Source organism: Chelativorans sp. AA-79, assembly GCF_029457495.1.
Lineage (GTDB): Bacteria > Pseudomonadota > Alphaproteobacteria > Rhizobiales > Rhizobiaceae > Chelativorans.
The window spans coordinates 2522377-2544756 of record NZ_CP120361.1 but is presented as its reverse complement, the minus strand read 5'-3'; the positions used below and the strand labels follow the sequence as shown (position 1 = coordinate 2544756).

The following is a 22380-nucleotide window of genomic DNA, read 5'->3' as shown; positions in this document are numbered from 1 at the left end:
GGCTTCAGGCGGCCCAGAGCTCTTCCCGCAGACGCTGCCAGCTCTCCGAGTCCGGCGCGACGAGGAGCCCGCCATCGGTATGGAACGGCCGGTAGGCGCTGCCGTCGAAGCGGGCGACATGGCCGCCCGCTTCCTGATGGATCAGCGTGCCGGGCAGGTGATCCCACGGCATCAGCTTCGCATAGACGGCGAAATGCGCATGGCCCCTGGCGATCAACCGGTATTCATGGGCCGCGCAGCGATAGCCGATATGCGAGAGGCACTTGGCGTGGTTTCTGGCGAGGCGGAAACGCTCCGGCTCGGTCATGAACTGCCACGAGATGGAGCCAGTCATCCGGGAGACCGGAACGGGTTCGGCCACCCGTGCCGCAGAAACCGTTCCGTCCGCACTCCGAATGTGGCTGCCCGCCCCTTTCACGCCGATCAGCCAATCGTCGCCCACGGGATCATGGATGATGCCTGCGACTGTCTCGCCTTTGACGACAACGCCGAGCATAACGCCGAAGAGCGGCACGCCGGAGGCGAAATTGAACGTTCCGTCCACCGGATCGACGACGAAGGCGAGTTCCGCCTCCCCGAGCCCGGACAGAAGCGACGGTTCATCCGCGCAGGCTTCCTCGCCCACGATCAGCGCGCCGGGATAGCGCTCCTGCAGTGCCTTTGTGATGACGCGCTCGGCATTGACGTCGGCCTCCGTCACCAGATCGGTGGGCGATGTCTTCTGGCGTACGGCACCCTCTTCGAGCCGGCGGAAGCGCGGCATGATCTCGGATATGGCGGCGCTGCGGAGAAGATCCGCCAGCCACTCGACCTGTCGCTCGTCAAAACGCATCAGCGGAAACCTTTTCCGGCGCAGAACCGCCAAGACCGGCGAAATCGAAGAGCTTCCGGTCGAGCAGATGCGAGGGGCGCACATTGGTGAGCGCGCGGATCATCGTGTCCTTGCGGCCCGGCATCCGCTTCTCGATATCGGCCAGCATCGCCTTCATCGCATTGCGCTGCAGGCCGTCCTGGCTGCCGCAGAGATCACAGGGGATGATGGGGAAACGCATCGCTTCGGCAAACTTCGCCAGATCGGCCTCCGCGCAATAGGCGAGCGGGCGCAGCACCAACATGTCGCCCTCGTCGTTCAAAAGCTTTGGCGGCATGGCTGCGAGTCGCCCTCCGTGGAACAGGTTCATGAAAAAGGTCTCGAGGATGTCCTCGCGGTGATGGCCGAGCACCAGCGCGGAGCAACCCTCCTCCCGCGCGATGCGATAGAGGTGGCCGCGGCGCAGACGCGAACAGAGGGAGCAGTAGGTGCGGTTTTCCGGGATCTTCTCCGTCACGACAGAGTAAGTGTCCTGGTATTCGATGCGGTGCGGCACGCCGAGTCGGCCGAGATAATCCGGCAGGATATGCTTCGGGAAGTTCGGCTGCCCCTGGTCGAGATTGCAGGCAAGAAGCTCGACGGGCAGAAGCCCGCGCCATCGGAGTTCCATCAGCATCGCCAGGAGGCCGTAGGAGTCCTTGCCGCCCGAAAGCGCCACCAGCCAGCGCTCTCCAGGCCTGACCATGGCAAAATCGTCCAGCGCCTGCCTCGTCTGGCGCAGCAGGCGCTTCCTCAGCTTGTTGAACTCCACCGAGGACGGGGCATCGGCAAAAAGCGGATGGCCGGCTGTGTCTTCCTGTTCGGTGGTTTGCGGCGGCGTCTGATGGATCGTCATGCCCTTCCATAACGCCACCGCGCCAAAAGAAAAAGGCCGCCCGAGGACGGCCTTTCGTTTGTCGGAAATCCACGCGTCAGCGCGAATAGAACTCGATGACGAGATTCGGCTCCATCTGCACCGCATACGGCACGTCGGCCAGCGCCGGCATGCGCACATATTTCGCGGTCATCTTGTTGTGGTCGGCCTCGATATAGTCGGGCACGTCGCGCTCCGGCAACCCCACGGATTCCAGCACCAGCACGAGCTGCTTCGACTTCTCGCGCACCTCGATCACGTCGCCCGGCTTGCAGCGGAAGGACGGGATGTTGACGCGGCGGCCGTTCACCTTCACATGGCCGTGATTCACGAACTGGCGCGCGGCGAAGGGCGTCGGCACGAATTTGGCGCGGAAGACGATCGCATCGAGGCGCGACTCCAGAAGGCCGATCAGGTTCTCGGTGGTCTCGCCCTTGCGGCGGTTCGCCTCGTCATAGATGCGGCGGAACTGCTTTTCGGAGAGATCGCCGTAATAGCCCTTCAGCTTCTGCTTGGCGCGCAGCTGCTGGCCGAAGTCCGACAGCTTGCCCTTGCGGCGCTGTCCGTGCTGGCCCGGACCGTATTCACGGCGGTTGACCGGCGACTTCGGCCGGCCCCAGATGTTCTCGCCCATGCGGCGATCGATCTTGTACTTCGCGGATTGGCGTTTGCTCATCGCATTTCCCTTACAACAGATTACATCCGGAACCTCGTGTCCCGGATGAAGGAAACGCGCCCTCCTCTGGCCTCCGTTTTCGAGACCTGACAGGACATCGCCGCACGCTTGAGGCGATGTCCACGGGACACGTCAAAAAAGCGCGGCGGCGGATCACGCCATCGCGCTGGCCCGGCACTTAGAGACAAACACCACGGGAGTCAAGCCGCGGTTCCCGGCGGCGCAAGCTTGGGCGCCGCGCCGATACCCGCTAGACGAAGGCCGGAAACCCTTCCAGGCGGAACCCGAATCCGGAGACGAGCCGGCGCAGGCTCGCGGGCGGATTTCCCGAGGTGAAAAAGGCGCTGTCCGGTGCTTCCGCCCTGACGGGCGGCGGCAGGGTTTCCGCCAGGGTCAGAGCCCGCCTTGCGATGGCTTCCGACGTGTCGATCCAGTCCACCGGCCATGGCGCGGTCTTGCGCATGCGGTTGACCAGGAACGGGTAGTGCGTGCAGGCGAGCACGACGATGTCCGTGCGCCTCGCGTCCTGCTCGATGAAGCAGGGGGAGATCTCCACACGCACCGCCTCTTCATCGACGAATCCCTCGCGCATATACTGCTCGGCGAGCCGCGCGAGGTTCTCGCTTCCCACCAGCCGCACGTGGCACTTGCCCGCATAGGCGCTGATCAGGTCGCGAGTGTATTGCCGCCTCACCGTGCCCGGCGTGGCGAGCACCGACACGAGACCCGAGTGCGTGCGCTCGGCTGCCGGCTTCACCGCCGGGACCGTGCCGACGAAAAGCGCACCGGGATAGGCCGCACGCAGATCGGCGATGGCGAGGGTGGATGCGGTGTTGCAGGCAATGACGATGAGCGAAGGCGAAAAGCGGTCGATCAATTGCCCGAACAGTTCCACGAGTCGCGCCCTCAGCGCATCCTCTTCCCAGGCGCCGTAGGGGAAGGCGGCGTCGTCGGCCACGTAGACGTAAGGGTGCTCCGGCAGGAGCACCCGCGCTTCCTTCACCACGGAAAGCCCGCCGATGCCGGAATCGAAGAAGAGGATGGGGTTCGCGCGCGCGGTCATCTCGGTCCGAGTGGAGGATGTTGCGCCCAAGGGCTCGGCATAGGCGGTCAATCCGTTTCCGGGCTGCCTGCCCCGCGCGGCTTCGCGGGCGAAAACTTCTCCAGCGAGACGAGCACTCCGCGCAGTACGGCAAGCTCCTCCACAGTAAAGCCGGGCCGGGTAAAGAGCGCCCTAAGATTGTCCATCATCTTAGGCTTTTTCTCGTCGGTGCGGAAATAGCCGCGCACGGAAAGCACATGGTCGAGATAGTCCATCAGGCTATCAAGGTGCTCGCGGGTTGCCGGCGTCCGCTCCGGCGAGACGGGCGCCACCCCCTCGCCTCCCGCCTTCATCCATTCATAGGACATGAGCAGGACCGCCTGCGCGACGTTGAGCGAGGCGAAAGCGGGGTTGACCGGAAAGGTGACGATCTCGTCTGCCATCGCCACCTCCTCGTTCGTGAGGCCCCAGCGCTCACGGCCGAAGAGGATGCCCGTCTTCTGCCCGCCCCCATGGCGCGCGCGCAGTTCCAGCGTCGCCTCCACCGGTCCGCGTACGGGCTTGAAATTGTCGCGCGGGCGCGCCGTCGTGGCATAGATGAATTGAAGGTCGGCCGCCGCCGCCGCAAGGCCGTCGAACACCTGCACCCCATCGATTACATGATCGGCGCGGCTTGCAGCCGCCCTGGCCTTTTCGTTCGGCCAGCCGTCGCGCGGGTTGACGAGGCGCAGTTCGCCCAAGCCGAAATTGGCCATGGCACGCGCCACCATGCCGATGTTTTCGCCCAGTTGCGGCTCGACGAGGATGATCGCTGGCCCCTCGGCGAGCAGTTCGCGGTGTTTGTCCGTGCCTGCCATAGGCCGCTGTTAGCGCCTTATCATCATCCGGTAAAGCAGGGGCGTCCGCCCGCCTTTGCCAAGCGGCGCGGCAATGCTATAGGGGCGCCACTTCCTAGTATGTCTGTCGGCGGCGTGGTCCGCCTTTTCCGAAGAGAGGTTGGCAATGGCGAAGATCAAGGTGGACAATCCCGTCGTCGAACTGGACGGCGACGAGATGACGCGCATCATCTGGCAGTTCATCAAGGAGAAGCTGATCCACCCCTATCTGGACATCGACCTCGAATATTACGACCTCGGGGTCGAATCGCGCGATGCCACCGACGACCAGATCACCATCGATGCGGCCAATGCGATCAAGAAGCACGGCGTCGGCGTGAAGTGCGCCACCATCACGCCGGACGAGGCGCGTGTGGAGGAATTCAAGCTCAAGAAGATGTGGAAGTCGCCCAACGGCACGATCCGCAACATCCTGGGCGGCGTGATCTTCCGCGAGCCGATCATCTGCCGCAACGTGCCGCGTCTCGTGCCCGGCTGGACGAAGCCGATCATCGTCGGCCGCCATGCCTTCGGCGACCAGTACCGCGCCACGGACTTCAAGTTCCCCGGCAAGGGCAAGCTCTCGATCAGGTTCGTCGGCGAGGACGGCCAGGTGATCGAACACGAGGTGTTCGACGCGCCGGGTTCCGGCGTGGCGATGGCCATGTACAACCTGGACGATTCGATCCGCGACTTCGCCCGCGCCTCCTTCAACTACGGCCTGCAGCGCGGCTTCCCGGTCTATCTCTCCACCAAGAACACGATTCTGAAGGCTTATGACGGCCGTTTCAAGGATCTCTTCCAGGAGGTGTACGAGGCCGAGTTCGAGGCCGCCTTCAAGGAAAAGAAGATCTGGTACGAGCACCGCCTGATCGACGACATGGTGGCCTCGAGCCTGAAATGGTCGGGCGGTTATGTCTGGGCCTGCAAGAACTATGACGGCGACGTACAGTCGGACACGGTGGCGCAAGGCTTCGGCTCGCTGGGCCTGATGACCTCGGTGCTGATGACGCCGGACGGAAAGACCGTGGAAGCGGAGGCCGCACACGGCACCGTCACGCGCCACTACCGCCAGCACCAGAAGGGCGAGGAGACCTCCACCAACTCCATCGCCTCGATCTTCGCCTGGACACGCGGGCTCGCCCACCGCGCCAAGCTCGACGACAATGCAGAGCTGAAGCGGTTCGCCGAGACGCTGGAGAAGGTCTGCGTGGATACGGTCGAATCAGGCTCCATGACCAAGGACCTCGCGCTCCTAATCGGGCCCGACCAGCCCTGGCTTTCCACCACCGGCTTCCTCGACAAGATCGACGAGAACCTGCAGAAGGCGATGGCCTGAACGGCCTTCAAGACTGGCGAAAAGGCGGCTTCGGCCGCCTTTTTCTTACCGACTGCGCCTTGATCGGCACGCCCGCGCGCCTAGAATTTATTACCGAGCCTGGCGGAGGGGCGGCGGCTGGAATGCCTACGGGCTGACTGCCCCAGCGGGCAGGATTGCTTCTGCGTAGACATTTCGAACGAGAGAGGAGACCGGACATGCGCCCGGCGACCCGTCAACGACTTCGCTTGTCCACCGGCACGGGATTGTCCTTCACGACGGCAGGTGACCCCTCTAAGCCGGCGGTGCTGCTCCTGCACGGCTTTCCGGGCTCGGCGGACTACTTTCGTGACGTCGTGCCCGAGCTATCGCAGGCCGCATATGTCATCGCGCCGGATCTGCCTGGGTTCGGCGAGTCGGACGTTCTGCCGGCGCCTTCGTTTCCCGCCTTTGGCCGGGCGATCTCGGAGCTCCTGGATCGGCTCGCGGTCGGACCGCGCTACATCTACCTTCATGATTTCGGCGCGCCGGCGGGTTTTCAGATCGCCATGCAGGCGCCGGAACAAGTCCTGGGCCTCATCGTTCAGAACGCCAACGCTCATCGAGCCGGGCTCGGGCCGCAGTGGGACCCGGTGATCGCCTACTGGTCGCATCCAAACCCGGACAACGAGGCGGCTGCGACCGCGCATCTGACATTCGAGGGCACGCGCAACGGGTATCTCGGCGGGATGCCGCCGGACGTCGCCGCGCGGATCCCGGCCGAAGTCTGGGAGGAGGACTGGCGGGTGATGCAGTTGCCGGGCCGGCTGGACACGCAGCGAGCGCTCGTCAAGGACTATGGGAACTATGTCGCCCGGTTCGACGAACTCGCCGAATATCTCGCGCGCCGGCAGCCGCCTTCTCTGATGGTCTGGGCACGCCACGACCCCTTCTTCGATCTCGACGAGGTCCTGTCGTGGATGCGGGCGCTGCCGAGGATGGAAGCCCATGTTCTCGACGCCGGCCACAAGCTGCTCGAGACCCACGCAGCCGCAGCCGCCCCGCTCATGCTCGACTTCATTAGGCGCACCCAACGGGATGAAGCACGCGCGTGAACGCGCGGCCGTAGCTGACGCGCGGGCGATACCGACAACCGCGCCCAGAGCTTCAGCCGGCGAGCGCCGTCCGCACCGCCTCGACCGCGGCGGCGGCATTGGATGCGTCCGGCCCGCCGGCCTGGGCCATGTCGGGCCGGCCGCCGCCGCCTTGCCCGCCGATCGCGGCGGAGGCCTTGCGGACCAGATCGACGGCGCTGAAACGGCCGGTGAGGTCTTCGGTGACGCCGACGACGACGCTGGCCTTGCCCTCCTCCGAGGTGCCGACGAAGACGACCACGCCGGAGCCGAGCGACTTCTTGCCTTCGTCGGCGAGCGGCTTCAGGTCCCTGGGCGAAATGCCCTCGACCACGCGGCCGATGAAGCCGATACCGCCCACCTCTTCCTTCCGGTCGCCATCTCCGGTGCCTGCACCGCCGCCGAGGGCCAGCTTCTTGCGCGCCTCGGAAAGCTCCCGCTCCAGCTTGCGCCGCTCTTCCACAAGCGCCTCGAGCCGCGGCAGCACGTCGCCGGGCGAAACCTTGAGAACCGACGCGGCGGTCTTCAGGCGGCGCTCCTGCTCATCCAGATGATGGCGCGCAGCAGCACCCGTGAGCGCCTCGATGCGGCGAACGCCGGCCGCGACAGCTCCCTCCGAGACGATGTGGAGAAGACCGATATCGCCGGTGGCCGCCACATGGGTGCCACCGCAGAGTTCGATCGAGTAGGTCTTGCCGGCCTTCTCGCCCGCCATGGCCCGGCCCATGGAGACGACGCGGACCTCGTCGCCGTATTTCTCGCCGAAGAGCGCCATCGCACCTTCCGCGATCGCGTCGTCGACGGCCATCAGCCGCGTGACCACCGGTGCGTTCTGCAGCACGACCTCGTTGGCGAGGTCCTCGATACGGGCAAGCTCCTCCTCCGAGATGGGCTTGGGGTGGGAGAAGTCGAAGCGCAGCCGTTCCGGCGCCACGAGCGAGCCCTTCTGGGCGACATGCGTGCCCAGCACCTCGCGCAGCGCCTCGTGCAGGAGATGGGTCGCGGAGTGGTTCGCGCGGATGCGGCGACGGCGCTCATGATCGACCCGCAGCGCCACCTCTGCGCCCGGCTTCACGGTTCCCTCGGCCACCCTGCCGAAATGGACGAGCAGCCCCTCGCCCCTCTTCTGGGTGTCCCGCACCTCGATGGCGAAATCCTCGCCTTCGATCACGCCCGCATCGCCCACCTGTCCGCCGGACTCGCCATAAAAGGGCGTCTGGTTGGCGACGACGGCCACCTCCTCGCCCGCGACGGCGGTGTCGACCATCGCACCGTCCCGAACGAGCGCGGTGATCACGCCTTCGGCTTCCTCGGTCTCATAGCCCAGGAAATCCGACGCTCCGGCCCTGTCCTTCACCGTGAACCAGACGACTTCCGTGGCGGCCTCGCCCGAACCCGCCCAATTGGCGCGGGCCTCCGCCTTCTGGCGCTCCATCGCGGCGTTGAAGCCTTCGAGATCGACGGTGACGCCGCGCTGGCGCAGCGCGTCCTGCGTGAGGTCGAGCGGGAAGCCGTAGGTGTCGTAGAGCTTGAAGGCCGTCTCGCCATCGAGCCGGGCGCCCTCACCCATGCCCTCGGTCGCGTCGGAAAGGAGGTTCAGGCCGCGCGCCAGCGTCTTGCGGAACCGGGTCTCCTCCAGCTTCAGCGTCTCGGTGATCAGCGGTCCCCCGCGCACGAGTTCCGGATAGGCCTGGCCCATCTCGCGCACCAGCGCGGGCACGAGGCGCCACATCAGCGGCTCGTCGGCCCCCAGAAGCTGCGCATGGCGCATGGCGCGGCGCATGATGCGCCGCAGCACGTAGCCGCGTCCTTCATTGGAAGGCAGGACGCCGTCAGCGATGAGAAAGCTCGACGCGCGCAGATGGTCGGCGATCACCTTGTAGCTCGGGCGCCGCTCGCCTTCCGCCCGCGCTCCGAGAGCCTCTTCCGTGGCATGGATGAGCGCCTTGAACAGGTCGATCTCGTAATTGTCGTGCACGCCCTGCAGCACCGCGGCGACGCGCTCGAGCCCCATGCCGGTGTCGATCGACGGGCGCGGCAGGTCGATCCGCTCGTCCCGGCTCACCTGCTCATACTGCATGAAGACGAGGTTCCAGATCTCGATGAAGCGGTCGCCGTCCTCATCCGGGCTTCCGGGGGGACCGCCGGGAATGCCCTCGCCGTGATCGTAGAAGATCTCCGAACAGGGCCCGCACGGGCCGGTATCGCCCATGGCCCAGAAATTGTCGCTGGTGGGAATGCGGATGATGCGGTCGTCCGAAAGGCCGGAGATCTTCCTCCAGTGTCCCGCCGCCTCGTCATCGGTGTGGTAGACGGTGACCAGGAGGCGCTTCGGGTCGAGACCGAATTCCCGGGTCACCAGGTTCCAGGCAAGCTCGATGGCGACATCCTTGAAGTAGTCGCCGAAGGAGAAGTTGCCCAGCATCTCGAAGAAGGTGTGGTGGCGCGCCGTGTAGCCGACATTGTCGAGGTCGTTGTGCTTGCCGCCGGCGCGCACGCATTTCTGCGCCGTGGTGGCGCGGCTGTAGGGCCGCGTCTCCAGGCCGGTGAAGACGTTCTTGAACTGCACCATGCCGGCATTGGTGAACATGAGGGTCGGGTCGTTGCGCGGCACGAGCGGACCGGACGCCACCACTTCGTGTCCGTTCTTCTTGAAATAGTCGAGGAAGGTCGACCGGATGTCGTTGACGCCACTCATGTAGTAACCTTTGCGAGAAATCCGCCGAGAAAGCCTCGATCTTCAGGCTAAGGCGGGCTGAAAATGGGGCTTTCCGGGCTCATGTACGGGGATGTACACACCGCTGCAGCCCTCGGAACCACCAGGATTCGCCGTGTCGTGACCTGAATCTCACACTTCCTTTCGCGGAAAGGATCGCCGCCTTTTAGCGCCCGCGCCGGGACCTGTCCAGAAATCCCCACAAAGGCCGGCCTCGTGAAAACACGGAGAAGAAGGCGCGCCTCACCATTGCCACGCCGAGAAAGACGAAGGCCCGGAGCGCGCCCGATCATCACCAACGCCGATAACCAGGGCGCCGAATCCGACGGCACTCGGCAAAACGGCAGCGCCTTTGGGCAGCGCCGCCGTTTTCATCCGTTACTGGAACGCGTCACCACCGCCGGAACAGCGGCTCACCCTTCCGCTGCGTCATCCACATCGTCGCCGCGGCCATCCTCCAGGAACTGCTCGGCGATCAGCCCCGCATTCTGCCTCAGGGCCAGTTCGATCTCGCGGGCCATCTCCGGATTGTCGCGCAGGAATTGCTTCGCGTTCTCCCGCCCCTGGCCGAGCCGCTGGGAGTTGTAGGAGAACCAGGCGCCGGACTTCTCCACCACGCCGGCCTTCACGCCGAGATCGACAAGCTCGCCGGTCTTGGACACACCCTCGCCATACATGATGTCGAACTCGACCTGCTTGAAGGGCGGCGCCATCTTGTTCTTGACCACTTTCACGCGGGTCTGGTTGCCGACCGTCTCCTCGCGGTCCTTGACCGAGCCGATGCGGCGGATATCGAGGCGCACCGACGCGTAGAATTTCAGCGCATTGCCGCCCGTGGTGGTCTCGGGCGAGCCGAACATGACGCCGATCTTCATACGGATCTGGTTGATGAAGATCACCATCGTGTTGGAACGCGAAATGGAGGCCGTCAGCTTCCTGAGCGCCTGGCTCATCAGCCGGGCCTGCATGCCGGGAAGGGAATCGCCCATCTCGCCTTCGATTTCGGCGCGCGGCGTGAGAGCCGCGACCGAATCCACCACGATCACGTCGACCGCGCCGGAACGCACCAGAGTGTCGCAGATCTCCAGCGCCTGCTCGCCCGTATCCGGCTGGGAAATGAGCAGATTCTCCAGATCCACGCCCAGCTTGCGCGCATAGACGGGGTCCAGCGCATGCTCGGCGTCGATGAAGCCGCAGATACCGCCCTTCTTCTGCGCTTCGGCCACGGTATGCAGCGCCAGCGTCGTCTTGCCCGAGCTTTCCGGCCCGTAGATCTCGATGATGCGGCCGCGCGGCAGACCGCCGACGCCCAGCGCGATATCGAGCCCCAGCGAGCCCGTCGAGACGGTCTCGATCTCGATGACCTTCTCGTTGGCGCCGAGCCGCATGATCGACCCTTTGCCGAAAGCGCGTTCGATCTGCGACAACGCCGCATCCAATGCCTTGGACTTGTCCACCCCGTTTTCCTCTACAAGCCGCAACGAGTTCTGAGCCATGATACAATACCCCTTGTCCTCAATGGAGGCCGCGCCGGCCAATCTCCCTGGGTTTTATGTACCCTTTTTGTTCCCTTTTGGCAATAGGAAACAATGCATTGATATCAAAGCATGATTTCTCAAATGTTCCATTTTTGTTTTTCTCCTTCATCGGATTCGGCCGCCGCCACCGCGACGGAGTGACCCGGCGGCTTTCCGGCGAAAAGAAGGCAACCGCGATTCGGAGCGCGCGATGACGGAGCCACTTCTCTTCGCGTTCGGAGGGGCGCATATCGAGCGCTTCGGGCATATCCGCGGCACCTATGCACCCGACGCCTTCAATCCCGGCACCATGCGCGAGTCGGTGGGTGGCAGCGCTCTCCTGGCGGCGCGGGCGGCCGCGCAGCGTGGCCTTCGGGTGAAGCTCATGTCCCTCCGGGGTGGAGACGCCGCGGGCCTTCAGGTCGCGGCGGCGATCGAGAACGCGGGCATCGAGGACTGTTCGGCGGTCTTCCTCGACCGCGCGACGCCGAGCAGCACGGCGATACTGACACAGGACGGCAGCCTCGCCGCCGGTCTCGACGACATGGCGCTCTACGAGTTCGGCTTCCCGAAGCTGCTTAGGCCGCGCAGGATCCGCGACGGGGTGGCGGAGGCCGATGCGGTGCTCTGCGAGGCCGAGATGCCCTCTCAAGCACTCGAACTGCTGGCAGGGCTCGCCGGAGCGAAGCCGATCTTCGCCCTCGCCGTCTCCGCGGCCAAGTCCGTACGTCTGATGCCCGTTCTCGGTCGCCTTTCCTACCTCTTCATGAACCGGCAGGAAGCCTGCCGCTTGGCCGGGCTGCCGCCCGAGATGCCGGCGCGCGCGGCGGCCGAAGCGCTGGCCGCGCACGGGCTCGCCGCAGGCGTGATCACGGATGGCGGGAAGCCGGTGCTGTGCTTCGAGACGGCGAGATTTCACGAGATCGCGCCGTTCCAAGCAAACACCGACGAGGGCGGCTCGAGCAATGTGCTTGCAGGCGCTGCAATCGCCGCGCTGATGCGCGGGCTGCAGCTGCCGGAAGCCATCCGCGAGGGCACGGCCGCGGCGAAGCTGATGCCAGTCGGCGGCAAGACAGCGCCGAAACCGGGCGTTCGTGCCTTCCGGGCGGCCCTCGATCAGGTGCCGCCGCCACAGGCGCTTTCCTGAACAGCAGGGAGCGCCGTTGGTAGCGCATTCCCTGCCGACAAAGCACCGCCCAAAGCGGCGGCCCCAGATCAGTTGGCGGCGGTGAGCGGCGAGAGGCGGATCTCCACCCGCCGGTTCTGCGCCCTGCCCTCCGGCGTGGCGTTGGAGGCGACCGGCTGGGACGGACCCTGGCCGATGACGGCGAAACGGCGGCCGTCGGTGCCCTGGGCGACGAGGTAATCGGCAACCGCGGCCGCACGGCGCTGCGAGAGCTGCATGTTGTGCTCGTAGCTGCCGGTGGAATCCGTGTGGCCGTACACGTCGACCAGCGTCTGGTTGTACTTCTTCAAGACCAGCGCCACGGAGTTCAGCGTCGGATAGAAGGCCGGCTGGATGGCGGACGAATCGGTCGCGAAGGTGATGTTTGACGGCATGTTGAGGACGATCTGGTCGCCGACGCGGGTGACGCTGACGCCGGTGCCCTGGAGCTGGCCGCGCAGCTGTGCCTCCTGCTGGTCCATATAGGCGCCGATGCCGCCGCCCGCGAGCGCGCCGATGCCGGCGCCGATCAGGGCATTGCGCCGGTCGTCCCCGCCGGCAAGCATGCCCAGGCCCGCGCCCGCAAGCGCGCCGAGGGCGGCCCCGCCTGCCGTGTTGGACATCTTCTGCTGGCCTGTATAGGGATCGGTGGTGCACCCTGCCACGAGACCACCCAGCACCGCAGCGGCGATTACTTTCTTAAGCATAGGCATCCTCTCCTGCTCGCTCGTCCTCCGCCCCGCCAGCGGAGAATCAGTCATGCCCCGCGCTTTTAGCACAAAATGAAGCGAAATCCGGCCAAGGCGGGCGCCCCGATGAAAGCGGCCGCCCTCCCGACCGCGCGCGGGGCGCGCGCGGATCGCAGGGAATGCTTGCGAGGGTTCAGTCCCAGCGGGGCGAGAAGCCGAAATCGCAAAGGCGCCGTCCCGCCTCCCTCAGGCTGCCGATCGCCGCCATCTCGTCCGCGCCGAGCTCGAAATCGAAGATGTCGGCGTTCTCGGCCAGCCGCTCCCGCCGGCTCGTGCGCGGGATCGCCACCACGCCTTCCTGCTGGATGTGCCAGCGAAGCACGACCTGCCCCGGGGTCTTGCCGTGCCTTTCGGCGGCGGCGGTGACTGCGGGCTCTGCAAGGAGGGCACCGCCGCGATAGAGCGGGCAATAGGCGATCATCGCCATGCCGTTCGCGCGGCAGGCCGCATACACCTTCTCCTGGCCGAGATAGGGATGGTATTCGACCTCGTTGGCGACGAGCGGCGCTTCGGAAAGTTCGACGGCCTCGGCGAGGAGACCGGTCGGGAAGTTGGAGACGCCGACATGGCGCGTGAGGCCGCGCTCGCGGACCCGGTTCAGCGCGGCGATGGTCTCCCCAAGAGGAATCTCCGGGTTCGGCCAGTGGATGAGCAGAAGATCCACATGGTCGACGCCGAGCTTTTCCAGGCTCCGGGCTGCGGAGCGCTCCAGATCGGCGGGGGCGAGATCGGTCCACCAGACCTTGGTGGTGAGGAAGACCTCCTCGCGCGGCAGGCCGGAGCGCCTCATGCCTTCGCCCACCTCGCTCTCGTTCTCGTAGGCGGCGGCGGTATCGATATGGCGATAGCCGATCTCCAGCGCGTGGGCCACCAGATCGACGCAGGCGCCGCCGCGCAGCGTCCAGGTTCCAAGCCCGAGCACGGGGATGTCCGCACCGTTTGCATTGAGGGTTTTCATCGCGAGGTCCTCTCCTTCTTCCGCGCCGGAGGGGCAAGCAATGGAGGTCCCCCTTGCCCGCCGGCGGCCATTGATCCCAGGGACATAATGTGCGTTTCGTGTTCCGCAACCGCCCCGCCGGAATCGTCACCGACGATCAGGATCGAATCGAGGCAAAGAGAATGCTGCCCAGCCAAGCCAGAATCGAGCTCATCGATGTCGCCCGCGGGGTCGCCCTGATCGCGATGGCGATCTACCACTTCACCTGGGATCTCGATTTCTTCGGCTATATCGAGCCCGGCATCTCGGTCATCGGCGGGTGGAAGATCTTCGCCCGCTCGATCGCCTGCTCGTTCCTCTTCCTCGTGGGCTTCAGCCTCTATCTCGCCCATGGCGGGGGCTTCCGCGCCCGCTCCTTCCTGAAGCGCTTGGCGGTGATCGCGGCCGCGGCGGCGGCGATCACCATCGTCACCTATGTCATCTTCCCGGAATCCTTCATCTTTTTCGGCATCCTCCACCACATCGCGCTGGCCACGGTGCTGGGCGTGGCCGTGCTGCGGCTGCCGGCGGTCGTGATCCTCCTCGTCGCGGCGGGGGTGATCGCCGCGCCGCATTTCGTCCATGCTCCCTTCCTCGACCATCCGATGTTCTGGTGGACGGGCCTTTCCCGCAACGTTCCGGCGAGCAACGACTTCATCCCGATCTTCCCCTGGTTCGGGGCGGTCCTGCTGGGGATCGCCACGGCCAAGATCATGGGCGCGGCGGGGCTCCTCGCCCGCCTTGCCGAAATCCGGCCGGGAAGGAAACTGCCGCTTCTGGCGGCGACCGGGCGGCACAGCCTCGCCTTTTATCTGCTGCACCAGCCGATCCTGATCGCCTGCGTCTGGCTCTTTGCCCAGGTGATGCCGCCCGACCGGAGCGCGGCCTTCATGCAGGCCTGCACAGCGCAGTGCATCCCCCAGCGGGAAGAGATCTTCTGCCGCGCCTATTGCGGCTGCGTGGTCGAGGAAGCCGCTGCGCAGGATCGGCTCGGCGATATCTTCGTCGCGGACCCGGACGCGCAGACGCGCGCATGGCTGGAGGACCTTGCCTTGCAGTGCTCCGTGGAAAACAATGGGTAACGCCGCCCACGCGGGCAAGCGGACAGGGAGGAAAGAAAAGGATGAGCCAGCCAACCGATGCCCCACCGAGCCGCATACCCTGGCCGCCGATCCTCTATCTCGTGGCCGTGGCGCTCGGAATCCTTGCGGGGGTGCTCTTGCCGTCGCCCTGGTTCGGCTCCCCCCTCGCCGACATCCTCTTTGCCGCCGGCTGGCTCATGGTGATCGCGGCACTCGCGATGGATATCGCCGCGCTGAGAGCCTTGCGCCGCGCCGGGACCACCATCCTGCCCACCCGGACCTCCGCGCATCTGGTGACCGGAGGTCCCTACGCCTTCAGCCGCAACCCGATCTATCTCGGCAACACCATGCTCGTGATCGGCATCGGGCTGATCACAGGTAATCCCTGGTTCTTCCTTTTCGCCATCCTTGCGGCATTCGCTACGCAAAAGCTCGCCGTCGAGCCCGAGGAGCGGCACCTGGCGCAGCGCTTCGGCAAGCATTACCGGGACTACCAGAAGAGGGCGCGGCGCTGGTTCTGAACAGCTTGGGACAGCCTCACGTCTTCACGCCGAGTTCGGCGAGGCGCTCCACGCAGGCCTCCTCGGCCTGATCGAGTTCCTGCAGCGTATCCTCGAGGTCGCGGCGCTTCTGGCGCAGGGTCTGCCGCTTCTCCTCGATCTTCCCGATGAGGAGATGCAACTGCGCGACCTCGCCCGGAGGCGTCTTGTAGACCTGGATGATCTCGCGGATCTCGTGGATCGAGAAGCCGAGCCGGCGCCCGCGCAGGATCTGGCGGACGAGATGGCGGTCAGAAGGGCGGTAGAGGCGCGTGCGGCCGCGGCGCACCGGGTGGATCAGGCCCTCGTCCTCGTAGAAGCGGAGCGTGCGCGTCGAGATCCCGAATTCCCGCGTCAGCTCCGTGATCGTGTAATAGTCCCGCATCCCCTCACCGGCTGTCTCATGCTGGAGGGAACACTGTCACCGGATTTACGTAAAAGTCAATTCCCGGTCCTGTTCCTCAGCGGGAGCAGCGTCCATTCTCAAGCCGCTGCGAGCCGCTGCCCGGCGGTTTTCAAATCCGCGACGAAGCGGCCATACTCCAGTTCCGCCATGTCCGGTTCCGGCAATCGCAGAATGTAGGACGGGTGAACGGTGACCAGGATCGAAAGGCCATCGAAAAACAGGACATTCCCCCTCTCTTTCGTAACGGCTACCGACTGGCCGGTGAGGCCCAGCATCGCGGTGGCGCCGAGCGCCACCACCAGCTTCGGCCTGACGGCCACGATCTCGCGTCGCAGCCAGAAGCGGCACTTTGTAATCTCTCCGGCGCTGGGCTTCATGTGGACGCGGCGCTTGCCGCGAGGCTCGAACTTGAAGTGCTTCACCGCATTCGTGACATAGGCTTTCGCGCGCTCGATTCCTGCTTCCGCCAAAGCCCGATCGAAAATCTGGCCGGCAGGCCCGACAAAAGGCCGTCCGTTCAGATCCTCCTGATCGCCCGGCTGTTCGCCGACAAACATGATGGATGCCTCCGGCGCTCCCTCCCCGAACACGGCCTGCGTCGCCGGCCCATGCAAGGGACACAAGCGGCACTCCTGCACCTCGCGGCGCAGGACGTCGAGCGGTGCGTGCCCGGTTTCCGGCGGCTTTGCCGCAATGCGCTGGGTAACCGCCGCGGCAAAGCGCGGCGGCGTGTCGGGCGTTCGGCTCTGCATCGCCTCCACCCGAAGGCCTGCAGTCTGCACCATATCGGGGATCAGCGCGGTCTCGGGCATCGTGTTCCAGTGCCGCTTCGGCATCTGCGCCACCATTGCCTTCACGCGAAGGCGGGCCGGGTTGAAGGTGGTCCGGTAGTAAGCCGTCCAAAGCTCGTCCAACACCTCGTCGCCTCGCTCCGCAGGCCGCGCTGCCGGCGGACCGAAAATCAGTTCGCCCCTGCGCCATGCGATGGTGCCGAAAGGCGTGGCGATCAGCCATTCCATATTGCTGAAGCGGTCGACGAAAAAGGGAGCCGCAAGGCGCAGAACCCGATGCTGCGGCTCGTGCCAAGCCGCGAAAACCTTCTCCCCCTCGATCTCACGTTCCGCAAAGCGCACATAGGCATGCATACGATAGACAACCTTGTCGACCGCCCTGGCATAGCGCATTGCGCAGATGACATCCGGGTCGGCGGAGATTTGCAGAACGTGGCGCTCACCGCTGTGTATGCGCCAGAGAAGCCGATAAAGCAGCGCAAACCGGTCTGGCGCGTTGTGACAGATGACTTTTGCGACCAGTTTCGGGTACGCGCGCGGGACCTTGACGGCCAGAGGCTCCAGTTCTTCTCCACCGTCTTCGCTGAACAGGGAAAGCTCCTCACCGGTTGAAAACATCACCTGTTCGGGTGCGAGCCCGCGCGCCAGGCATCTCCGCGCCGCGTCCCGGAATTCCTCCGGGACGCAATCCTCCGGGAGCGGAACCGTAAGCATCTCAAAGTGCCAGCGAAAGCTGCCGCGGCTTCGGCGTAAACCGTTGTTTCAGCCGCTCCGCCTCCAGCAGCCCGCCCGGGCGCCAATCCGGCGTCACGACGAAGGGTCTGATACGCTGGATGGAGCCGGTCAAACGTGCAAGCTCGCCCATGCGAAGCGTGGCGTACCGGCGCGATGCGACGATGCGGTCCACCGCCCGTGTGCCAAGGCCAGGCACACGCAAAAGCATTTCGCGGCTGGCCCGGTTGACATCGACGGGAAACGCATCGCGATGGGCAAGCGCCCAAGCGAGCTTGGGATCGATCGACAGGTCCAGCATGCCGCCGGGCATGGCCTCCTCCACCTCCGGAAGCGAGAACTCGTAGAAGCGGAGCAGCCAATCGGCCTGATAGAGGCGATGTTCGCGCAGGAGCGGCGTGGGTTCGTCCGGCAGGCCCGCGGAAGGGTGGCCGGTCGGGCTGAATGCAGAATAATAGACGCGCTGCAGCGCATACGAGGCATAAAGACGGCTGCTTGCGCGGAGAATGTCACGATCCGAAGACATATCCGCCCCCACCACCATCTGCGTGCTCTGCCCTGCCGGGGCGAAACGCGGCGGCCCGGCGCGCCCCGCGCGCGCCGGCTCGCTGAACGCCTCGATCTGCGCGCGGGTGCGGGCGAGCCCTCGCTTGATATCGGCGGCCGATTTTTCCGGCGCCAGTTTTTCAAGCGCGGCTTCGGCCGGAAGTTCGACATTCATCGACAGCCGGTCGGCATAAAGCCCCGCCTCGTTGAGGAGCTCCGCGCTCGCACCCGGAATGGTCTTCAGATGTATGTAGCCGCGAAAGCCATGCTCCTCCCGAAGCGCCTTCGCGACGCGGACCAGATCCGCCATCGTATCGTCGGCCGAGCGCACGATCCCGGAGGACAGGAACAGCCCCTCGATGCAATTGCGCCGGTACAGGTCGAGGGTGAGCTTGACCACCTCGTCCACGCTGAACCGGGCGCGCGGCACGTTGCTGGATCGCCGGCTGACGCAATAGACGCAGTCATACATACAGAAATTGGTGAGCAGCACCTTCAGGAGCGAAACGCAGCGGCCATCCGGGGTGAAAGCGTGGCAGATGCCCTGCCCCGTGACCGAGCCGATGCCCTTGCCGGCCCTGCGCTTCTCTCCGCCCGACGAGACGCAGGAGGCGTCGTATTTGGCGGCGTCGGCCAGTATCTCCAGCTTCTGCAGCAGTGTGAGGGGCACGGCGAAACTCCATTGTTCTTCTTTTGTTCTTATCTAGCGCAGCGCTGCTCGCTAGACAAGATGCAATGGAATCGACAGGTTCTTGTCGTCGCAAATCTGTGCAGCTGGGATTGATCGTCTCGCCGCGCTCGGCTGCATCGACCTGCCAACGGCGGATGGGGCGATCGGGGCCGGAGAAAAAATCTCGCCTATCCAGCAGCCAGCCTAAACCATTTCCACGTCCACCACGCCCGGCACGGCGCGCATGGCGGCGGCGATCTGCGGGGAGATGCGGTAGCGTTCCGGCAAGCCGATCTCGATCTCGCCCTGCCCGCCCTCCTTGATGACGATCAGGCTCACCTGCCCTTCCCCGCGCGTGTTGAGCTGCGACGAGATCGCGGGCAGCGGCTTCGGATCGCGCAGATAGACGCGCAGCGCCTTCTGCATGCGGCTCGCCTCCTCCTCCAGCGACTGGACCGTCTGGATGCGCAGGCTGATGCCCTCCGGGCGGTCCTCGGCCGAGACCATGATGACCACGGACTTGCCGGGCTCGAGCACGTCGCGGTACTGCTGCAGCGTCTCGGAAAAGAGAACGGCCTCATACTGGCCACTGGCATCGGAGAACTGCACGATGCCCATCTTGTTGCCCGTGCGCGTCTTGCGCTCCTGCTTGGCCGTCACGGTGCCTGCCAGCCGCCCGGCGGTCGCGCCGCGCTTTACAGCGGCCTGGAACTCCACCCAGCTCTGGACGCGCATCTTCTCGAGCGTCGCCTGGTAGTCGTCGAGCGGATGGGCGGAAAGGTAGCAGCCCACCACCTGGAATTCGCGGTGCAGCTTCTCGGCGGGCAGCCAGGGCTCCGACAGCGGCAGATGCAGCTTCTGCGGCTCAAGTGCCGCCGAACCGAAAATATCGGCCTGGCCCATGGCCGCGTCCTCCGCCGCGCGCGCGGCCATGCCCATCAGGCGATCGACGCCGGAAAAGAGCGCGGCGCGGTCGTGACCGAAGCAGTCGAGCGCACCGGCACAGATCAGGCTTTCGAGCACGCGCTTGCCGACGATCTTGGGATCGACGCGGACGCAGAAGTCCTCAAGGCTCTCGAACTGCTTTTCCCTGCGCTTCTCGACGATGTGCTCCACCGCCGCATCACCCACGCCCTTGATGGCAGCGAGCGAGTAATAGATGCGGTTCTCGCCCACCTCGAAATCGCGGTAGCTCGACAGAACGGACGGCGAGACCACCTCGATGCCCAGGCGGATCGCGTCGCGGCGGAAATCGTTGAGCTTGTCGGAATTGGCCATGTCATAGGTCATGGACGCGGCCAGGAACTCGACGGGATAATGCGCCTTCAGATAGGCCGTCTGGTAGGAGACGACGGCGTAGGCGGCCGCATGCGACTTGTTGAAGCCGTAATCGGCGAATTTCGCGAGCAGGTCGAAGATGAAATCGGCCTGCTGCTTGGAGACGCCCCGCTCCGTCGCGCCGGTTACGAAAATGCCGCGCTGCTTCTCCATCTCCGCGCGGATCTTCTTGCCCATGGCGCGGCGCAGGAGGTCGGCTTGCCCGAGGCTGTAGCCCGCCAGTTCCTGCGCGATCTGCATCACCTGCTCCTGGTAGACGATGACGCCCTGCGTCTCCTTCACCAAGTGGTCGATCTTGGGGTGGATCGAGGCGATCTCCTCCTCGCCGTGCTTGCGCGCGTTGTAGGTGGGGATGTTCTCCATCGGGCCGGGACGATAGAGGGCGACCAGCGCGATGATGTCCTCGATGCGGTCCGGCTTCATGCCGATCAGCGCCTTGCGCATGCCCGCACTTTCCACCTGGAAGACGCCCACTGTTTCGCCGCGCGACAGCATGGCGTAAGTTTGGGGATCGTCGTAGGGAATTTTGGACAGGTCGATTTCAATGCCACGTCGGCGGATGAGCTTTACCGCGGTCTCCAGCACTGTCAGGGTTTTGAGGCCGAGGAAATCGAATTTGACGAGGCCCGCCTGCTCCACCCATTTCATGTTGAACTGGGTGACCGGCATGTCCGAGCGCGGATCGCGGTACATCGGCACCAGTTCCGACAGCGGCCGGTCACCGATGACGATGCCGGCCGCGTGCGTGGAGGCGTGGCGGTAGAGGCCCTCGAGCTTCTGCGCGATCTCCAGCAGCTGGCCGACGATCGGCTCCTTCTCCACCTCCTCGGCGAAGCGCGGCTCGTCCTCGATCGCCTTGCCGAGCGGCGTGGGATTGGCCGGGTTGGAAGGCACCATCTTGCACAGCCGGTCCACCTGCCCATAGGGCATCTGCAGGACACGGCCGACATCGCGCAGCACGGCGCGCGCCTGCAGCGTACCGAAGGTGATGATCTGGCCCACCTGGTCGCGGCCGTATTTCTCCTGAACGTAGCGGATCACCTCCTCGCGCCGGTCCTGGCAGAAGTCGATGTCGAAGTCTGGCATCGATACGCGGTCCGGATTGAGGAAGCGCTCGAAGAGCAGCGAAAAACGCAGGGGATCGATATCGGTGATGGTCAGCGCGTAGGCGACCAGCGAGCCCGCGCCCGATCCGCGGCCCGGACCGACGGGGATATCGTGGGCCTTGGCCCATTTGATGAAGTCCGCGACGATGAGGAAGTAGCCGGGGAACTTCATGCGCTCGATGATGCCGAGCTCGTATTCCAGCCGCTCGACATACTCCTCGCTCGTATGTCCCTCGGCCAGCCCCTGGATTGCAAGCCGCTTCTCCAGGCCCTCGCGTGCCTGGCGGCGCAGCTCGGCCGCCTCCTCCTGCAGCGCGGCCGCCTCGTCTCCGGCCTCGCCGCCGGTGAAGCGCGGCAGGATGGGTTTGCGGATCGTGGGATAATAGGAGCAGCGCCGGGCGATCTCGACGGTGTTGTCGAGTGCCTCCGGCAGGTCGGCGAAGAGCGCGGCCATCTCCGCCTGGCTCTTGAGATAATTGTCGGGCGTGAGCCGGCGACGGTCGTCCATGGCGATGACCGCGCCCTCGGCGATGGCAACCAGCGCGTCATGGGCCTCGAAATCGTCGCGCGTGAGGAAGAAGGCCTCGTTGGTGGCGACCAGCGGGAGGTCGTGCCTGTAGGCAAGATTGACGCTCGCCGCCTCGACCGCACGGTCATAGCCCTGTAGCCGCTCCAGCTCCACATAAAGGCGGTTGCCGAAGGTGCGCTTGAGGAAGAGAAGGCGCGCTTCCGCGGCCTCCCCCCGGTCTGCCTTGAGGGCGGCGCCCACCGGCCCGCGCGGGCCGCCGCTGAGGCAGATAAGGCCCTCCGCATGCTCCTCGAGCCACGCGGTGGTCACATGCGGTGCCGCCCCGGCTTCGTTCTCGAGATAGGCGCGGCTGACCAGCCGCACCAGATTGGCGTAGCCCGTCTCGGTCGCCGCGATCAGCACCAGCGGATCATAGTCGTTGAACGCCTTGCGGCCATTGCCGCGGCGGGCTTCCGTGAAGGCATCCTCGAAGGCCACGCCGAGCTGGCAGCCGGTGATGGGCTGCACGCCGTCCTTCACGGCCTTCTGGGCGAATTCGAGCGCGCCGAACAGGTTGTTCGTGTCGGCGATGGCGATGGCCGGCGCCTCGTCCTTCACGGCGTGGCCGATGATCTTTCCCAGCGGCAGCGCGCCTTCCAGCAGCGAGTAGGCCGAGTGCACGCGCAGATGGATGAAATTGCGCTCCGGGCGGGCCTGGATGCGCGCCGCTTCCTTCATCAGAGGATCACGCGATCTCCGGTCGCCTGCCATGTCCTATCGCTTCCTCGTGAG

The 22380-nt window shown here is 65.3% G+C and carries 18 protein-coding genes; 5 read left to right on the top strand and 13 right to left on the bottom strand.

What is annotated here, in order from left to right:
* Window positions 1-4: 4 nt before the first annotated feature.
* The 5 genes from PVE73_RS12320 to PVE73_RS12300 form a co-directional block, all read right to left on the bottom strand.
* Window positions 5-832, bottom strand: coding sequence for an inositol monophosphatase family protein (locus PVE73_RS12320; protein WP_277367191.1), 828 nt, complete (start codon window positions 830-832; stop codon window positions 5-7).
* Window positions 822-1706 (bottom strand): tRNA 2-thiocytidine(32) synthetase TtcA, encoded by an 885-nt coding sequence (gene ttcA / locus PVE73_RS12315; RefSeq protein WP_277367190.1) that lies wholly within the window; start codon window positions 1704-1706, stop codon window positions 822-824. The genes PVE73_RS12320 and ttcA overlap by 11 nt, the downstream gene beginning before the upstream one ends.
* A gap of 76 nt (window positions 1707-1782) precedes the next feature.
* Window positions 1783-2400 carry a 30S ribosomal protein S4 gene (gene rpsD, locus PVE73_RS12310; protein ID WP_277367189.1) on the bottom strand — a complete coding sequence of 206 codons (618 nt, stop codon included), beginning with the start codon at window positions 2398-2400 and terminating at the stop codon, window positions 1783-1785.
* Window positions 2401-2650: 250 nt separating this feature from the next.
* The gene (murI, locus tag PVE73_RS12305) at window positions 2651-3463 is read right to left on the bottom strand and encodes a glutamate racemase (protein ID WP_277367434.1); all 813 of its coding nucleotides are present in this window, start codon (window positions 3461-3463) and stop codon (window positions 2651-2653) included.
* A 47-nt stretch (window positions 3464-3510) separates the two neighbouring features.
* Complete coding sequence (locus tag PVE73_RS12300; protein WP_277367188.1) at window positions 3511-4299, bottom strand: RNA methyltransferase; 789 nt, start codon at window positions 4297-4299, stop codon at window positions 3511-3513.
* A gap of 145 nt (window positions 4300-4444) precedes the next feature.
* Here PVE73_RS12300 and PVE73_RS12295 point away from each other — a divergent pair, with 145 nt between their 5' ends.
* Together PVE73_RS12295 and PVE73_RS12290 are read left to right on the top strand one after the other, a co-directional pair.
* Complete coding sequence (locus PVE73_RS12295) at window positions 4445-5656, top strand: NADP-dependent isocitrate dehydrogenase (RefSeq protein WP_277367187.1); 1212 nt, start codon at window positions 4445-4447, stop codon at window positions 5654-5656.
* 197 nt (window positions 5657-5853) lie between these two features.
* Window positions 5854-6729 carry an alpha/beta hydrolase gene (locus PVE73_RS12290; protein ID WP_277367186.1) on the top strand — a complete coding sequence of 292 codons (876 nt, stop codon included), beginning with the start codon at window positions 5854-5856 and terminating at the stop codon, window positions 6727-6729.
* Between the two features lie 52 nt (window positions 6730-6781).
* Here PVE73_RS12290 and alaS read toward each other — a convergent pair whose 3' ends face one another.
* Together alaS and recA are read right to left on the bottom strand one after the other, a co-directional pair.
* Window positions 6782-9445: an alanine--tRNA ligase gene (alaS, locus tag PVE73_RS12285; protein WP_277367185.1), complete on the bottom strand. Its 2664-nt coding sequence runs from the start codon at window positions 9443-9445 to the stop codon at window positions 6782-6784.
* A gap of 431 nt (window positions 9446-9876) precedes the next feature.
* Window positions 9877-10959 carry a recombinase RecA gene (gene recA, locus PVE73_RS12280; RefSeq protein WP_277367184.1) on the bottom strand — a complete coding sequence of 361 codons (1083 nt, stop codon included), beginning with the start codon at window positions 10957-10959 and terminating at the stop codon, window positions 9877-9879.
* A gap of 232 nt (window positions 10960-11191) precedes the next feature.
* Between recA and PVE73_RS12275 the strand changes: the two genes are divergently transcribed.
* On the top strand, window positions 11192-12127 hold the full coding sequence (locus PVE73_RS12275; RefSeq protein ID WP_277367183.1) for a PfkB family carbohydrate kinase: 936 nt from the start codon (window positions 11192-11194) through the stop codon (window positions 12125-12127).
* Window positions 12128-12195: 68 nt separating this feature from the next.
* Here PVE73_RS12275 and PVE73_RS12270 read toward each other — a convergent pair whose 3' ends face one another.
* Both PVE73_RS12270 and PVE73_RS12265 read right to left on the bottom strand, forming a co-directional pair.
* A complete protein-coding gene (locus PVE73_RS12270) occupies window positions 12196-12852 on the bottom strand; it encodes an OmpA family protein (protein ID WP_277367182.1) in 657 nt (218 codons plus the stop codon).
* Window positions 12853-13027: 175 nt separating this feature from the next.
* Window positions 13028-13852, bottom strand: a complete 825-nt coding sequence (locus tag PVE73_RS12265) for an aldo/keto reductase (protein WP_277367181.1) — start codon at window positions 13850-13852, stop codon at window positions 13028-13030.
* Window positions 13853-14013: 161 nt separating this feature from the next.
* Between PVE73_RS12265 and PVE73_RS12260 the strand changes: the two genes are divergently transcribed.
* Together PVE73_RS12260 and PVE73_RS12255 are read left to right on the top strand one after the other, a co-directional pair.
* Window positions 14014-14952 (top strand): heparan-alpha-glucosaminide N-acetyltransferase, encoded by a 939-nt coding sequence (locus tag PVE73_RS12260; protein WP_277367180.1) that lies wholly within the window; start codon window positions 14014-14016, stop codon window positions 14950-14952.
* Window positions 14953-14993: 41 nt separating this feature from the next.
* A complete protein-coding gene (locus PVE73_RS12255; protein WP_277367179.1) occupies window positions 14994-15473 on the top strand; it encodes an isoprenylcysteine carboxylmethyltransferase family protein in 480 nt (159 codons plus the stop codon).
* Between the two features lie 16 nt (window positions 15474-15489).
* Here the strand turns inward: PVE73_RS12255 and PVE73_RS12250 are convergent, their stop codons facing one another.
* The 4 genes from PVE73_RS12250 to dnaE all read right to left on the bottom strand — a co-directional run bounded on the left by PVE73_RS12250 (window position 15490) and on the right by dnaE (window position 22326).
* A complete protein-coding gene (locus tag PVE73_RS12250) occupies window positions 15490-15876 on the bottom strand; it encodes a MerR family DNA-binding transcriptional regulator (protein WP_277367178.1) in 387 nt (128 codons plus the stop codon).
* Between the two features lie 98 nt (window positions 15877-15974).
* Window positions 15975-17306 carry a UdgX family uracil-DNA binding protein gene (locus PVE73_RS12245; RefSeq protein ID WP_277367177.1) on the bottom strand — a complete coding sequence of 444 codons (1332 nt, stop codon included), beginning with the start codon at window positions 17304-17306 and terminating at the stop codon, window positions 15975-15977.
* A 97-nt stretch (window positions 17307-17403) separates the two neighbouring features.
* Window positions 17404-18636 (bottom strand): putative DNA modification/repair radical SAM protein, encoded by a 1233-nt coding sequence (locus PVE73_RS12240; RefSeq protein ID WP_277367176.1) that lies wholly within the window; start codon window positions 18634-18636, stop codon window positions 17404-17406.
* Window positions 18637-18840: 204 nt separating this feature from the next.
* Window positions 18841-22326, bottom strand: a complete 3486-nt coding sequence (gene dnaE / locus PVE73_RS12235) for a DNA polymerase III subunit alpha (RefSeq protein ID WP_277367433.1) — start codon at window positions 22324-22326, stop codon at window positions 18841-18843.
* Window positions 22327-22380 lie beyond the last annotated feature (54 nt).

Bases quoted from the DNA above. Each gene is read 5' to 3' on its own strand.
- PVE73_RS12320 (WP_277367191.1), bottom strand. From the start codon at position 832: ATGCGTTTTGACGAGCGACAGGTCGAGTGGCTGGCGGATCTTCTCCGC.
- ttcA (WP_277367190.1), bottom strand. From the start codon at position 1,706: ATGACGATCCATCAGACGCCGCCGCAAACCACCGAACAGGAAGACACA.
- rpsD (WP_277367189.1), bottom strand. From the start codon at position 2,400: ATGAGCAAACGCCAATCCGCGAAGTACAAGATCGATCGCCGCATGGGC.
- murI (WP_277367434.1), bottom strand. From the start codon at position 3,463: ATGACCGCGCGCGCGAACCCCATCCTCTTCTTCGATTCCGGCATCGGC.
- PVE73_RS12300 (WP_277367188.1), bottom strand. From the start codon at position 4,299: ATGGCAGGCACGGACAAACACCGCGAACTGCTCGCCGAGGGGCCAGCG.
- PVE73_RS12295 (WP_277367187.1), top strand. From the start codon at position 4,445: ATGGCGAAGATCAAGGTGGACAATCCCGTCGTCGAACTGGACGGCGAC.
- PVE73_RS12290 (WP_277367186.1), top strand. From the start codon at position 5,854: ATGCGCCCGGCGACCCGTCAACGACTTCGCTTGTCCACCGGCACGGGA.
- alaS (WP_277367185.1), bottom strand. From the start codon at position 9,445: ATGAGTGGCGTCAACGACATCCGGTCGACCTTCCTCGACTATTTCAAG.
- recA (WP_277367184.1), bottom strand. From the start codon at position 10,959: ATGGCTCAGAACTCGTTGCGGCTTGTAGAGGAAAACGGGGTGGACAAG.
- PVE73_RS12275 (WP_277367183.1), top strand. From the start codon at position 11,192: ATGACGGAGCCACTTCTCTTCGCGTTCGGAGGGGCGCATATCGAGCGC.
- PVE73_RS12270 (WP_277367182.1), bottom strand. From the start codon at position 12,852: ATGCTTAAGAAAGTAATCGCCGCTGCGGTGCTGGGTGGTCTCGTGGCA.
- PVE73_RS12265 (WP_277367181.1), bottom strand. From the start codon at position 13,852: ATGAAAACCCTCAATGCAAACGGTGCGGACATCCCCGTGCTCGGGCTT.
- PVE73_RS12260 (WP_277367180.1), top strand. From the start codon at position 14,014: ATGCTGCCCAGCCAAGCCAGAATCGAGCTCATCGATGTCGCCCGCGGG.
- PVE73_RS12255 (WP_277367179.1), top strand. From the start codon at position 14,994: ATGAGCCAGCCAACCGATGCCCCACCGAGCCGCATACCCTGGCCGCCG.
- PVE73_RS12250 (WP_277367178.1), bottom strand. From the start codon at position 15,876: ATGCGGGACTATTACACGATCACGGAGCTGACGCGGGAATTCGGGATC.
- PVE73_RS12245 (WP_277367177.1), bottom strand. From the start codon at position 17,306: ATGTTTTCAACCGGTGAGGAGCTTTCCCTGTTCAGCGAAGACGGTGGA.
- dnaE (WP_277367433.1), bottom strand. From the start codon at position 22,326: ATGAAGGAAGCGGCGCGCATCCAGGCCCGCCCGGAGCGCAATTTCATC.